Raw genomic sequence first — 13,166 nt, 5'->3', positions numbered from 1 at the left:
GTAGATTATGAGTATAAATGAAATTATCATTTACATCATGGTCCTATTTATGATTGTCGGTGCAGTTGATAAGTGTATCGGTGGAAAATTAGGACTAAGTGAAAAGTTTGAAGAAGGTATTATGGCAATGGGAGCCTTGGCGCTCTCTATGGCAGGGATTATGGTTGTGGCACCGCTTCTGGCAGATGTGTTAAAACCAGTGATTGTTCCTTTATATGGTTTGGTGGGAGCAGATCCATCTATTTTTGCAACGACTTTCATTGCAAATGATATGGGTGGAGCACCGCTTGCACTTAAATTAGCTGAAAATCCAGCTGTTGGGAACTTTGCGGCTTATGTATTGGGTTCTATGATGGGACCAACCATTGTGTTTACAATTCCAGTTGCCTTAGGAATTATTGAAAAAGAAGATAGACCTTTGCTTGCACGAGGAATCTTGTACGGTCTTGTAACCGTTCCTGTTGGTTGCTTGATTGGTGGAATTTTGGTTCCAGGTTTAGATTTTGGAACACTGCTTGTGAACTTGATTCCTATCATCATCGTGTCTGCCTTGATTTTCCTAGGCTTGGTTCTTGCACCAGATGGTATGATTAAAGGATTCGAAGTCTTTGGACAAATCATTGTTGTCATTGCAACGCTTGGTCTTGCTTTTGGGGCTGCACAATTGTTGACTGGAAATGAATGGCTGATTAATTTGTATCCATCAGGAGCAGATACGTTAAAAGAAGCCTTTGAGGTTGTCGGTTCTATCGCTGTAACGTTAGCAGGAGCCTTTGGACTTGTGGCTGTCTTTACAAAAGTAGCCAACAAACCATTGTCAGCTATCGGAAAATCATTAGGAATGAATGAAGTAGGGGCTGCAGGTCTTGTTGCATCACTTGCTAATAACATCGCAATGTTCCAAATGTTAAAAGACATGGACAAACGCGGAAAAATCATCAACGTTGCCTTTGCAGTATCTGCATCATTTGTTATCGGTGACCACCTTGGATTTACAGCTGGTCAAAATTCAGAAATGATTGTACCGATGATGGTTGGTAAATTAGTTGGTGGTATTACAGCTGTCTTGCTTGCCTTTGTATTGACTAAAAAAGAAGCCTAACAACTAGGGAGGAATCATAAATTATGGCAGATGTAAATCGTACTGAACTAGAATCATTGGTTCGTAAAATTTTATTAGAAGAATTGCTCGCTAAAAAAGGAGCTAAACAAGTCGGAAAATCAGGTGTTGCTTCGATCGCCCTTCCAAGCTTAGATGTGCGTCCTGAGGATCGCCTAGATACTGGAAACCCAACAGATAAGGTCTATACTCGCGACTTGCTTGATTTAAAAGAAAGTCCACGTCTTGGTCTAGGACTGATGACTATGGAAGATACGACTTTCCCATGGCACCTTGATTACGATGAAGTGGATTATGTGATTGAGGGACAATTGGATATCGTGGTAGGAGATGAAGTCCTATCTGCTGGTCCTGGAGAAATTCTCTTCATTCCAAAAGGCAGTGATATTAAATTCTCTGTAAAAGGAAAAGCTCGCTTTATCTATGTAACATATCCTGCTGATTGGCAAAATCAATAGGATGGTTTTAGAAAATACAGTTTGATACTAAAATAACTACCAAAGAGGATGGGAATGCCATCCTCTTGATTTTTGCATGGATGTAGAAAATTAGGCTCTATACTTTCTGTAGTGGGTAAATCCCCTGTAGAGATTATGGAGCGGTTACATTCTATCTAATGAAACTTAAAATAGCTCGAATGTAAATGATCTTTTATCGACTAACAACCATGTCATTCGTTGAAAAATCTTCTATTTGCTTTGTCTATAATTATTTATTTTATAGTAAAAAATAAATAATTATAGACAAAGGGACTCTTTTTGAAATTTAATGATTATTAACTCTATTTTTGAATGGTTAAGTGTGTGTGGGGGGTATATACATTCTCTGTTATAATTCTAATATGTTGTAATTACGAATGTAGATTCAAAGAAATAATAAAATTCTGACTATAAGAATTGACAATTATTGATGGATATGATAAAATAAAGTAGATTCTGGACTTGAAGGGAGTGAAAAAAATGTCAAAAACAGTAGTACGTAAAAATGAGTCTCTTGATGATGCTCTTCGTCGTTTTAAACGCGCTGTTACTAAAGCTGGTACTCTTCAAGAAACACGTAAACGTGAATTCTATGAAAAACCTTCTGTAAAACGTAAACGTAAATCAGAAGCAGCTCGTAAACGTAAAAAATTCTAATAAGCGTGTATTAGAGAGTGAAAAGTAGGAAATGTCCTACTTTTTTCTATTTTTTTAAAATAAAAAAGGAAAAACTCTTGCATTTTGTTCCAAAGTATGCTAATATTATCTATGGTTTGAAAAAACTGCCTAAGACAGTAGGGGAGCTCGACTCATAAACATCCTACCGAGGACAAAACGTATCAAAAAGAAGCGTATTGTACTTTCGTGTCTAGGTTTGGGCGCGTTTTTCTTTTGAAAAATTCCCAAGCAAAATAATTACGGAGGTGAAACACTAAATGAGTGAAGCAATTATTGCTAAAAAAGCGGAACTAGTTGACGTAGTAGCTGAAAAAATGAAAGCTGCTGCATCTATCGTCGTTGTTGACGCTCGTGGTTTGACAGTTGAGCAAGATACCGTTCTTCGTCGCGAACTTCGTGGAAGTGAAGTTGAGTACAAAGTTATTAAAAACTCAATCTTGCGTCGTGCAGCTGAAAAAGCTGGACTTGAAGAACTTGCATCTACTTTTGTTGGACCATCTGCTGTAGCATTTTCTAATGAAGATGTTATTGCGCCAGCGAAAATCTTGAACGACTTTTCTAAGACAGCTGAAGCACTTGAAATCAAAGGTGGTGCCATTGAAGGTAAAGTTTCTTCTAAAGAAGAAATCCAAGCCCTTGCAGCATTGCCAAACAGAGAAGGTATGCTCTCTATGCTCTTGTCTGTACTTCAAGCACCAGTGCGCAACGTTGCACTTGCAGTCAAAGCAGTTGCAGAAAGCAAAGAAGACGCAGCTTAATCTGCGCAGCGTAGCCTAGCTACGACAATTTATATAAAAAAACATATTTGGAGGAAATAACAATGGCATTGAACATTGAAAACATTATTGCTGAAATTAAAGAAGCTTCAATCCTTGAGCTTAACGATCTTGTAAAAGCTATCGAAGAAGAATTTGGTGTAACTGCGGCTGCTCCTGTAGCAGTTGCTGCAGCTGGAGCTGCTGACGCTGGAGCTGCTAAAGATTCATTTGATGTTGAATTGACATCAGCTGGTGACAAAAAAGTCGGCGTTATCAAAGTTGTACGTGAAATTACAGGTCTTGGTCTTAAAGAAGCAAAAGAACTTGTTGATGGAGCACCTGCATTGGTTAAAGAAGGTGTTGCAACTGCAGAAGCTGAAGAAATCAAAGCTAAATTGGAAGAAGCTGGAGCTAGCGTAACTCTTAAATAATAGAGTATTGAGCAATAGCTAAAAAACCGTTACTAATAGTAGTAGCGGTTTTTCTATACTCTTTTTCTCTCTTCTACGAATAAAGTAGTGAGGAGGTTTTTTTATGTATAGTATTTCACTAAAAGAGGATTCGCTCTTACCAAGAGAACGATTGCTGGAACAAGGGCCAGAAGCATTGAGTAATCAGGAACTATTGGCTATTTTGCTAAGGACAGGGAGCAAGAAGGAAACGGTCTTTCAAATTTCTCAGCAGTTATTAGCTCGCTTATCTAGTCTAGCAGATTTACGGACAATGACTTTGCAGGAACTAAAAAATATTCCTGGAATTGGACAAATTAAAGCAATTGAATTGCAGGCTATGATGGAGATGGGGCGTCGAATTTGCAAGGCAGAGATGATCGAAAAAGAGCAAGTGGTGAGTAGCAGAGCTCTAGCTTTAAAGATGCAACAGGAATTGGGCTATAAAAAACAAGAGCATCTTGTAGCCCTGTATCTGAATCCTCAAAATCACATCATTCATCAACAGACTATTTTCATAGGGAGTGCGACCAGAAGTTTAGCGGAACCAAGAGAAATTCTACATTATGCAATCAAGCACATGGCGACCTCGGTCATTTTGGTTCATAATCATCCTTCTGGAGCTGTGCAACCAAGTCAAAATGATAATCTGGTGACCGAACAAGTAAAAAAAGCCTGCGACATGATGGGAATCGTTTTGCTCGATCACCTCATTGTTGCAGACAAACGGTATTATAGCTATCGTGAAGAAACCGACTTGCTCTAAAATTGATTAACGATATAATCAAATAGGGCTAATTCTTTTGGACGGTTATCAAAGAGAAACTCTGGGTGCCACTGAACGCCTAAAAAAGGGGTTCCATCTGTTGTTGTAACAGCTTCGATAATCCCGTCCTTAGGATCGTAAGCAATGATTTTCAGATTAGAAGCAAGATCCTTAATACTTTGGTGGTGGAAGGAGTTGATGTGTGAGATTTCTCCGTAAATCTCTCTAAGAATATTGTCAGGAGCTGTCGCTAGGCGTTGGCTAGTGTACTCTGCAGAACTATCCTGCCAATGATCTTCAATATCCTGATGAAGGGTTCCACCCATAGCCACATTAAAGAGTTGGGTTCCACGGCAAACGGTAAAAATGGGCTTATTTTGCCGTCTTGCTTCTTCGATTAAGGCTAATTCAAAGATATCGCGAGAAAGAAGATAGTCATCGCTTTCAATCGTTTGGGCTTCGCCATAGAATTCTGGTCGGACATTTTGCCCACCAGTAAGGATGAGTTTATCAATCATACTCACATATTCTTGGGCCGTTTCTTGATCGCCAATAGGAAGGATAATCGGAATACCTCCGACTTTTCGGACTCCTTCGACAAATCCTTTAGCAGCATAGCTCATCAATGCAAATTCCTCATCAGGATTGAGGCGTTCATTTCCAGAAATTCCGATAATTGGTTTTTTCATACAGATTGATTCTCGTTTCTAATCCTCTTTTTTCATAAAGTAGAGGAGAGTTTGGAGTTCACTCGTTAAATCGACATATTGAACGACAACATCCTTTGGAACTTGTAGGTGAACAGGAGAGAAACTCAGAATTCCCTTGACACCTGAATCGGTCAAAATCGTTGCGACTTCCTGCGCTTTGACGCTAGGAACTGTTAGAATAGCCGTTTTGACATCTGTTTGGCTTAATTTTTCTTTGATTTGGGAAATGCCATAAATCGGAATTCCATCTGGAGTTGTTGTTCCGACTTCTGGATGGTCATCGGTGTCAAAAGCAATGACAATCTTCATTTTATTGCGTTCGTGAAAACGATAGTATAAAAGTGCATGTCCCATATTGCCAATCCCAACCAGCATCACATTGGTGATGGAATTGTCATTGAGCAAATCGGCAAAGAAATTCATCAATTTTTTGACATCATATCCAAACCCACGACGCCCTAATTCTCCAAAATAAGAAAAATCACGGCGTACAGTTGCAGAATCAATTCCAATAGCATCGGCAATTTGTTTGGAATTGGCTTTTTCTATTTTTTCTGCATTGAATCGTTTAAAAATACGATAGTACAGAGATAGACGTTTGGCTGTTGCACGAGGAATTGTTGTATTCTTTTCTAATTTCATATTATCCCTCCAAATGATTCTAATACTATTGTATAGAAAGTTTGTGAAAATTGCAACTATAATCAAAAAAATTGTGAAAATTTCGCAAGTAACGAGAAGATCTCATACCTACGATCGTTTCATCAATCTGGATATAAAATAGAATGGATAAAAAAGAAGTTGGGTTTGAACTCCCAACTTCTTGTTTGTGGATTAGTGTTTAGCTGCTGATGCGAATTCTTCTTTTGAGAAAGCTTCGTCAATGATTGCTTTTAATTCAGCAGCAGAAGCTTGCATTTTTTGAGTTTCAGCATCGTTCAATGGGATGTTTACTGCACGAACGATACCGTGTGCACCAACGATAGCTGGTTGTCCGATAAAGACATCCTCCACCCCTTCATACTGACCTTCTTGGAATACAGAGAGTGGCAATACAGCATTTTCATCGTCTAAGATTGCTTTTGTAATACGAGCAAGGGCAACAGCGATACCATAGTAAGTCGCACCTTTTTTGTTGATGATAGAGTAAGCTGCATCACGAACAGATATAAACAAGTCAACCAAACCTTGTTCATCGATGTCACGGTTTGCTTGTAACCAATCATACAATTTTACACCTGCGACATTCGCGTGAGACCAAACCGCGAATTCTGAATCACCGTGTTCACCCATAATATAGGCATGGACAGAACGTGCATCAATACCAATTTTTTCTGCAAGTGCTTGACGGAAACGAGCTGAGTCAAGAGATGTCCCTGAACCAATGACGCGCTCTTTAGGGAAACCAGAGAATTTCCAAGTGGAGTAAGTCAAAACGTCAACAGGGTTTGCAGCAACAAGGAAGATTCCTTTAAATCCAGATTCTACAACTTGAGTTACGATAGATTTGTTAATAGCAAGGTTTTTACCAACCAAGTCAAGACGAGTTTCACCTGGTTTTTGTGGAGCGCCTGCCGTGATGACTACGAGGTCAGCATCCGCACAGTCAGCATAAGTAGCTGCGTAGATTTTTTTAGGGGAAGTGAAGGCCAAGGCGTGTGAAAGGTCTTCGGCATCACCTACTGCTTTGTCAAACAAAGCTGGGATTTCGATGATTCCCAATTCTTGCGCAATTCCTTGAGTAACGAGGGCAAATGCGTAAGAAGAACCTACGGCACCATCACCAACAAGGATAACTTTTTTGTGTTGTTTAGTAAGAGTCATTTAGCTAAACATCTCCTTTATTTTTTTAGGGAATAGAAATTCCCGTACCCAATCATTCTATCACTTTTAAAGGGCTTTGTCACGAGTATTCTTTATTTTCCTAGATGTAAACGTTTTTAAAAGATAGCGTGACTACTGAAAAATCTTTTCTTTTGTGATATAATAGAAAGGAAAATTGTTGAAAGAGACAGATGAATGCAAGATAAAAATTTAGTAAATGTGAATCTCACCAGTGAGATGAAGACGAGCTTTATCGATTATGCCATGAGTGTTATCGTTGCTCGTGCTTTACCCGATGTTAGGGATGGTTTGAAGCCTGTTCATCGTCGGATTCTATATGGGATGAACGAGCTCGGGGTAACTCCTGATAAGCCTCATAAGAAATCAGCTCGGATTACGGGGGATGTCATGGGTAAGTACCATCCGCATGGAGATTCCTCTATTTATGAGGCAATGGTGCGGATGGCCCAATGGTGGAGTTACCGTTACATGCTTGTTGATGGGCATGGGAACTTTGGTTCGATGGATGGAGATGGGGCAGCTGCTCAGCGTTATACGGAAGCTCGGATGAGTAAAATTGCGCTGGAAATGCTCCGCGATATCAATAAAAATACGGTCGATTTCACAGACAACTACGATGCAAACGAGCGTGAGCCTGAGATTTTACCAGCTCGCTTCCCCAATCTTTTGGTCAATGGTGCGACAGGGATTGCGGTCGGGATGGCGACAAATATTCCTCCGCATAATTTGGGTGAAACCATTGACGCAGTGAAGTTGGTCATGGATAATCCTGAGGTTACAACGCGGGAGATTATGGAAGTCATGCCAGGTCCTGATTTTCCAACTGGTGCCCTTGTCATGGGGAAATCAGGAATTCATCGTGCCTATGAGACAGGAAAAGGGTCGATTGTGCTTCGTTCTAAGACAGAAATCGAAGAGACCAAGACTGGCCGTGAACGTATCGTGGTGACAGAATTCCCTTATATGGTCAATAAGAGCAAGGTGCAGGAACATATTGTACGTTTGGTTCAAGAAAAGCGGATTGACGGGATTACAGCCGTTCGAGACGAGTCAAACCGTGAGGGGGTTCGCTTTGTCATTGAGGTGAAACGGGATGCTTCAGCCAGTGTCATTTTGAACAATCTCTTTAAGCAAACGCAAATGCAAACCAACTTCAGCTTTAATATGTTGGCTATCCAAAATGGTGTGCCGAAGATTCTTTCTCTTCGCCAGATTTTAGATGCTTATATCGAGCACCAGAAGGAAGTGGTGACACGCAGAACGATTTTTGACAAAGAAAAGGCAGAGGCACGTGCCCATATCTTGGAAGGATTGTTAATTGCACTTGACCACATTGATGAAGTCATTCGTGTCATTCGTAATAGTCAAACAGATGCAGAAGCTCAGGCGGAGTTGATGAGCCGATTTAGCTTGTCTGAACGCCAGAGCCAAGCAATTCTCGATATGCGTCTGCGTCGATTGACAGGTTTGGAGAGAGATAAGATCCAGGCAGAGTATGATGATTTGCTTGCTTTGATTGCTGATTTGACGGATATTTTGGCTAAGCCAGAGCGGGTACTAGCGATTATCAAAGAAGAATTGGACGAAGTTAAACGCAAATTTGCAGATGAACGTAGAACAGAGTTGATGGTTGGGGAAGTCTTATCTTTAGAAGATGAGGATTTGATTGAAGAGACTAATGTTCTGATCACACTGTCTAATAAGGGCTATATCAAGCGGTTGGACCAAGGGGAATTTACAGCCCAAAAACGTGGTGGTCGTGGTGTTCAGGGAACAGGTGTTAAAGATGATGATTTTGTGCGGGAATTGGTATCTACCAGTACGCATGATTACCTGCTCTTCTTTACCAATACTGGTCGTGTTTATCGTTTGAAAGGTTATGAAATTCCGGAATACGGCCGCACTGCAAAAGGATTGCCGATTGTTAATCTCTTGAAATTAGATGAGGGAGAAACCATTCAGACCATTATCAACATCGAAAAGGATAGAAGTGATGAATCCTATCTCTTCTTTACCACGCGTCACGGGGTGGTAAAAAGAACCAGTGTTAAAGAGTTTGGCAATATCCGCCAAAATGGTTTAAAGGCCTTAAATCTACGGGACGAGGATGAGCTAATCAATGTCTTTTTAACAGACGGTGAGACAGATGTGATTATTGGGACGAAATTGGGGTATGCCGTTCGTTTCAAGGAGGACAAGGTTCGAAATATGGGACGAACCGCTGCAGGTGTCCGCGGAGTTGATTTGCGTGAAGGGGACCAAGTGGTCGGATCTAGTGCAATTAAGGATTCGGACGAAGTTTTGATTATTACTGAAAAAGGATACGGGAAACGCACGCTAGCTAGTGAATATGCGACCAAAGGTCGTGGTGGTAAAGGTATGAAAACAGCTAATATCACTGCAAAAAATGGAGCATTGGCAGGTTTGATGACGGTAGATGGTAGTGAGGATTTGATGGTCATTACCAATACAGGTGTCATGATTCGAACCAGTGTTGCCAATATTTCACAAACAGGACGTGCGACCTTAGGAGTTAAGGTTATGCGCTTGGATGAGGATGCAAAAATTGTGACCTTCACCAGCGTAAAAGCCGAAGAAAAAGAAGTAATAGAAGAAACTGAGGAATAAAACTAGATGGCAACGAAAAAAAGAAAAAAAAGTAAAAAGAATCTGCTGATAAATATTGGAATTACCCTTTTATTTATCATCTCTCTGGCCTTGATTTTTAATGCATCCATTCGCAATATGATTATCGCGTGGAACACCAACCAATATCAAGTGAGCAAGGTGTCAAAAGAACAAATCGAGGAAAATAAAAAGAGTGAGCAGACCTTTGACTTCTCTCAGGTCCAGTCTATCTCGACGGAATCTGTTTTAAAGGCTCAGTGGGATGCCCAGCAGTTGCCTGTTATTGGTGGGATTTCAATCCCCGAAGTCAATATCAATCTACCGATTTTTAAAGGCTTGGATAATGTAGCCATCTCTTATGGTGCGGGCACCATGAAAGAAAACCAAGAGATGGGCAAGGGCAACTATGCTTTGGCTAGTCATCATATTTTTGGGATAGCGGGAGCAAGTGAGATGCTCTTTTCGCCTCTGGATAATGCGAAGGCAGGTATGAAAATCTATCTAACAGACAAGGATAAGATTTATACTTATACAATCACAGCTGTAGAGGTGGTAACTCCGGAACATGTAGAGGTTGTCGATGACCACGAAGGAATGACCGAGATTACCCTTGTGACGTGTGAGGATGCCAATGCAACTCAACGAATTATCGTGAAAGGAACATTTGACCAAGAAATGTCTTACAAGGATGCACCAAAAGATATCCTAGAATCCTTTAATAAATCATACAATCAGTTACAACTCTAATTACAAAAAGAAGTCAGAACATTTGTCTGGCTTCTTTTTGTGTGTACAACTAGTAGGAGCGATGCCTAAACTCTTTATATTTCAAAAACAGTAGTCCATATATAAATATTTATATTTTGCTATGAAATGAAGTAGGCCAAGTAAGTCAAAAAGGACAGTGATAAAAAAGAGGTAGGCAATATCTAAGAAAGTCGCAAAAGCACTAATTTTGATTTTCGTTGATTATTAGAAATTGAAAAACACCCCAAGTGCCAGATTTTCTGTCTAACTTTGGAGTGCAGTTCAAGGTAGTAGGAGCGTTGATGAAGGAGCGTTTATACTCATCAAACATCAAAATCTGACGTCATTAACTCACCTTGCTTCAACAGTCCAGAGAACTGTTAAAGGTTGGAAATGGGGATTATGGAATAATCTTCAGCTAACCTCCGTTACCCCTGCGGTTTTTAGGACACAAGCTAGGCTAGTTTTATCGATCACCCTCTACAATTATCGATTATGAAACCTAGTCAGATGTTGATTGTTATAGAGTATTAGAAAGAAGCGAGGGCGGTGAAGCTTGCGAACGTTCTCTATGAAATTATGGCACGGCAATCTCTCTTAGTAGCTCTTCAGCTGTAGTGGTTGGCATGATTCGGATACGATTAAGCGAAAGAAGTCCGTTGTCAAGCGAAGCTAAGCCAGGGTTGGTCGTTAAGCCTAGTTTATAACCGAGTTTTTCGGCAATCGTGATGGTCGTTTCTGTGTAGCGTCCGGAAGGATAGGCAACGGTTGAGGTCGTTTGTTGGAGTTGTTGATCCAAGTAGGTCTTGGAATTTTCCAATTCTTTTTCTTGAATGTCTGGGCTAGATAGGGCTAAGTCTGGGTGATTTACGGTATGGTCTTCAAAAGATAGGCCTTTTTCCTTCATTTCGATCATTTGAGGCAGAGTTAGCATATCTTCACGTTCATTTTCAACAAAGCCAGTGATGACATTGTTGGTTGCTTTCATGTGGTATTCCTGCAATAGAGGAAAAGCATGGGTGTAAAAATCTCTCAAACTGTCGTCGAAGGTGAGCCAAATGACTTTTTTGCCTTTGGGAAGAACATTTTCTGTTAGAACTTTGTAAGCTTCTGCTGGGCTCAAACTGTAATAACCTGCTTGTTTCAAGGCTTCTAAATGACTTTTAAAGACATCTGGAGAGACGATAAGATTGGCATTAGCAGCTTCTGTTGGATCCATAACATGTATGGCATGATACATGAGAATGGGAAGTTTAACCGGCTCAGTTTGCCGAACCCATGTGATAGACTCGTCAGGATTTGCTGGCTCTTTTGATACCTTTTGTTTAATTTCAGAAGAACTTTGACTCAACTGGTGACTGACTGCTGGTTTATGTTGGGAAACAGCACTCGGCTGTTGTGTAAACATCCACCAAATCAGAGCAAGTACAATTCCTAGGAGTGAGAGAGCTATTAGCAGCAGCAATTTCCGACGTCTCCGACGTTTTTCAATACGGGTACGAATGGTACGATTGTCATAATGATGAGTCATGGAAGTCTCCTTTCTTATCGTTATTATACAGCTGCCAATTCTTTTTTGCAAGCGTTTTCTTTGTAAGTGTCAAGTGCAGAAAATTCTGAATCTCTAAGCGAAGACGGTAGCAGAGGATGTTATTTTCTGGTATAATATATAAAAATAAACTAAGATTTGGAGTGAATCATGTCAGTAAAAATTGCTTTGCTAGGATTTGGGACAGTTGCCAGTGGCGTTCCTTTTCTTCTAAAAGAAAACGCAGAAAAAATCTACCAAGCAGCTCAAGAGGAAATAGAGATTGCCAAGGTTTTGGTGCGTGATGATGCCGAAAAAGAGAGTTTGCTTGCGGCAGGTCATGACTATCATTTTGTGACGAATGTCGATGATATTTTATCAGATGAGAGCATTTCGATTGTGGTTGAATTGATGGGACGCATTGAACCGGCTAAAACCTTTATCACGCGTGCTTTGGAGGCTAAAAAACACGTTGTTACGGCTAATAAAGATTTATTGGCAGTTCATGGTCAAGAATTAACGGCTATCGCTAAAAAACATCAGGTTGCCCTTTATTATGAAGCAGCAGTTGCGGGAGGAATTCCCATTTTACGGACCTTGGTGAATTCCCTTGCTTCAGATAAGGTCACACGCCTCCTTGGGGTAGTCAATGGGACTTCAAACTTTATGATGACGAAGATGGTTGAGGAAGGCTGGTCTTATGAAGACGCGCTGGCAGAAGCACAACGCTTGGGCTTTGCAGAGAGTGACCCGACAAATGATGTGGATGGGATCGATGCAGCCTATAAAATGGTGCTTCTCAGCCAATTTGCCTTTGGAATGGCTGTGAATTTTGAAGATGTTGCCCATAAAGGAATTCGTAGCATTACCCCAGAAGATGTCGCAATGGCTCAAGAATTAGGCTATGTTGTGAAATTAGTCGGTTCGATTGAAGAAACAGCTTCTGGACTTGCAGCAGAAGTAACGCCAACTTTCTTGCCCAAAGCTCATCCGCTAGCATCTGTGAATGGCGTGATGAATGCTGTCTTTGTGGAGTCAATCGGTATCGGCGAGTCCATGTATTACGGACCAGGAGCTGGGCAAAAACCAACTGCTACAAGCGTTGTAGCAGATATTATCCGTATCGCTCGCCGCATGACAGAAGGCACGATTGGCAAAGCCTTTAATGAATTCAGCCGCCCAGTGGTTCTTTCAAAACCAGAAGATGTGAAACATCATTACTATTTCTCTATCTTAGCACCCGATAAGACGGGGCAAGTCCTTCGTTTGGCAGAGATTTTCAATGCAGAAAATATTTCCTTTAAACAGATTTTGCAAGACGGAACGAATGGTGAGCTAGCTAGGGTTGTGGTGATTACGCATGCAGTCAGCAAGACCCAGTTGGAAAAGGTTGTGGCAGAGCTGGAAGCTGCTGAGGAATTCCAACTTGTCAATACCTTTAAGGTTTTGGGAGAGTAA

Annotated in this window: 13 protein-coding genes and 1 other annotated feature; of the genes, 9 read left to right on the top strand and 4 right to left on the bottom strand. The window is 40.7% G+C overall.

Annotated features, from left to right (window positions below):
• Positions 1-7: 7 nt before the first annotated feature.
• The 6 genes from BFM96_RS08340 (at position 8) to radC (ending at position 4,250) form a co-directional block, all read left to right on the top strand.
• Entirely contained in the window at positions 8-1,102 is a 1,095-nt protein-coding gene (locus tag BFM96_RS08340; protein WP_068992913.1) for an ethanolamine utilization protein EutH, read from the top strand.
• 23 nt (positions 1,103-1,125) lie between these two features.
• Positions 1,126-1,578 (top strand): cupin domain-containing protein, encoded by a 453-nt coding sequence (locus BFM96_RS08335; RefSeq protein WP_068992911.1) that lies wholly within the window; start codon positions 1,126-1,128, stop codon positions 1,576-1,578.
• 501 nt (positions 1,579-2,079) lie between these two features.
• A complete protein-coding gene (rpsU, locus tag BFM96_RS08330; RefSeq protein WP_000048054.1) occupies positions 2,080-2,256 on the top strand; it encodes a 30S ribosomal protein S21 in 177 nt (58 codons plus the stop codon).
• Positions 2,257-2,366: 110 nt separating this feature from the next.
• Positions 2,367-2,498: a sequence feature (ribosomal protein L10 leader region), on the top strand.
• A gap of 36 nt (positions 2,499-2,534) precedes the next feature.
• The gene (rplJ, locus tag BFM96_RS08325; protein ID WP_068992907.1) at positions 2,535-3,035 is read left to right on the top strand and encodes a 50S ribosomal protein L10; all 501 of its coding nucleotides are present in this window, start codon (positions 2,535-2,537) and stop codon (positions 3,033-3,035) included.
• A gap of 62 nt (positions 3,036-3,097) precedes the next feature.
• Positions 3,098-3,466, top strand: a complete 369-nt coding sequence (rplL, locus tag BFM96_RS08320) for a 50S ribosomal protein L7/L12 (RefSeq protein WP_001196965.1) — start codon at positions 3,098-3,100, stop codon at positions 3,464-3,466.
• A 103-nt stretch (positions 3,467-3,569) separates the two neighbouring features.
• Entirely contained in the window at positions 3,570-4,250 is a 681-nt protein-coding gene (gene radC, locus BFM96_RS08315; protein WP_068992904.1) for a RadC family protein, read from the top strand.
• Here the strand turns inward: radC and BFM96_RS08310 are convergent.
• The 3 genes from BFM96_RS08310 to BFM96_RS08300 form a co-directional block, all read right to left on the bottom strand.
• On the bottom strand, positions 4,247-4,939 hold the full coding sequence (locus BFM96_RS08310; RefSeq protein ID WP_068992900.1) for a gamma-glutamyl-gamma-aminobutyrate hydrolase family protein: 693 nt from the start codon (positions 4,937-4,939) through the stop codon (positions 4,247-4,249). The genes radC and BFM96_RS08310 overlap by 4 nt on opposite strands.
• An 18-nt stretch (positions 4,940-4,957) precedes the next feature.
• Positions 4,958-5,602: a redox-sensing transcriptional repressor Rex gene (locus BFM96_RS08305; RefSeq protein WP_068992897.1), complete on the bottom strand. Its 645-nt coding sequence runs from the start codon at positions 5,600-5,602 to the stop codon at positions 4,958-4,960.
• Between the two features lie 192 nt (positions 5,603-5,794).
• Positions 5,795-6,784 carry an L-lactate dehydrogenase gene (locus BFM96_RS08300; protein ID WP_068992894.1) on the bottom strand — a complete coding sequence of 330 codons (990 nt, stop codon included), beginning with the start codon at positions 6,782-6,784 and terminating at the stop codon, positions 5,795-5,797.
• Between the two features lie 195 nt (positions 6,785-6,979).
• On the opposite strand from BFM96_RS08300, the gene gyrA reads away from it, so the two are divergent.
• Positions 6,980-9,433: a DNA gyrase subunit A gene (gyrA, locus tag BFM96_RS08295; RefSeq protein WP_068992892.1), complete on the top strand. Its 2,454-nt coding sequence runs from the start codon at positions 6,980-6,982 to the stop codon at positions 9,431-9,433.
• Positions 9,434-9,439: 6 nt separating this feature from the next.
• A complete protein-coding gene (locus BFM96_RS08290; protein WP_068992889.1) occupies positions 9,440-10,180 on the top strand; it encodes a class A sortase in 741 nt (246 codons plus the stop codon).
• 577 nt (positions 10,181-10,757) lie between these two features.
• Here the strand turns inward: BFM96_RS08290 and BFM96_RS08285 are convergent.
• The gene (locus BFM96_RS08285) at positions 10,758-11,711 is read right to left on the bottom strand and encodes a polysaccharide deacetylase family protein (RefSeq protein ID WP_068992886.1); all 954 of its coding nucleotides are present in this window, start codon (positions 11,709-11,711) and stop codon (positions 10,758-10,760) included.
• A gap of 168 nt (positions 11,712-11,879) precedes the next feature.
• On the opposite strand from BFM96_RS08285, the gene BFM96_RS08280 reads away from it, so the two are divergent.
• A complete protein-coding gene (locus BFM96_RS08280; protein WP_068992883.1) occupies positions 11,880-13,166 on the top strand; it encodes a homoserine dehydrogenase in 1,287 nt (428 codons plus the stop codon).

This window comes from Streptococcus himalayensis (genome assembly GCF_001708305.1).
Taxonomy (GTDB): domain Bacteria; phylum Bacillota; class Bacilli; order Lactobacillales; family Streptococcaceae; genus Streptococcus; species Streptococcus himalayensis.
This window is presented reverse-complemented; position numbering and strand designations above follow the sequence as displayed.

What these genes read in the sequence shown, in the direction of transcription:
- BFM96_RS08340 (WP_068992913.1), top strand. Translation starts at nt 8, where the DNA reads ATGAGTATAAATGAAATTATCATTTACATCATGGTCCTATTTATGATT.
- BFM96_RS08335 (WP_068992911.1), top strand. Translation starts at nt 1,126, where the DNA reads ATGGCAGATGTAAATCGTACTGAACTAGAATCATTGGTTCGTAAAATT.
- rpsU (WP_000048054.1), top strand. Translation starts at nt 2,080, where the DNA reads ATGTCAAAAACAGTAGTACGTAAAAATGAGTCTCTTGATGATGCTCTT.
- rplJ (WP_068992907.1), top strand. Translation starts at nt 2,535, where the DNA reads ATGAGTGAAGCAATTATTGCTAAAAAAGCGGAACTAGTTGACGTAGTA.
- rplL (WP_001196965.1), top strand. Translation starts at nt 3,098, where the DNA reads ATGGCATTGAACATTGAAAACATTATTGCTGAAATTAAAGAAGCTTCA.
- radC (WP_068992904.1), top strand. Translation starts at nt 3,570, where the DNA reads ATGTATAGTATTTCACTAAAAGAGGATTCGCTCTTACCAAGAGAACGA.
- BFM96_RS08310 (WP_068992900.1), bottom strand. Translation starts at nt 4,939, where the DNA reads ATGAAAAAACCAATTATCGGAATTTCTGGAAATGAACGCCTCAATCCT.
- BFM96_RS08305 (WP_068992897.1), bottom strand. Translation starts at nt 5,602, where the DNA reads ATGAAATTAGAAAAGAATACAACAATTCCTCGTGCAACAGCCAAACGT.
- BFM96_RS08300 (WP_068992894.1), bottom strand. Translation starts at nt 6,784, where the DNA reads ATGACTCTTACTAAACAACACAAAAAAGTTATCCTTGTTGGTGATGGT.
- gyrA (WP_068992892.1), top strand. Translation starts at nt 6,980, where the DNA reads ATGCAAGATAAAAATTTAGTAAATGTGAATCTCACCAGTGAGATGAAG.
- BFM96_RS08290 (WP_068992889.1), top strand. Translation starts at nt 9,440, where the DNA reads ATGGCAACGAAAAAAAGAAAAAAAAGTAAAAAGAATCTGCTGATAAAT.
- BFM96_RS08285 (WP_068992886.1), bottom strand. Translation starts at nt 11,711, where the DNA reads ATGACTCATCATTATGACAATCGTACCATTCGTACCCGTATTGAAAAA.
- BFM96_RS08280 (WP_068992883.1), top strand. Translation starts at nt 11,880, where the DNA reads ATGTCAGTAAAAATTGCTTTGCTAGGATTTGGGACAGTTGCCAGTGGC.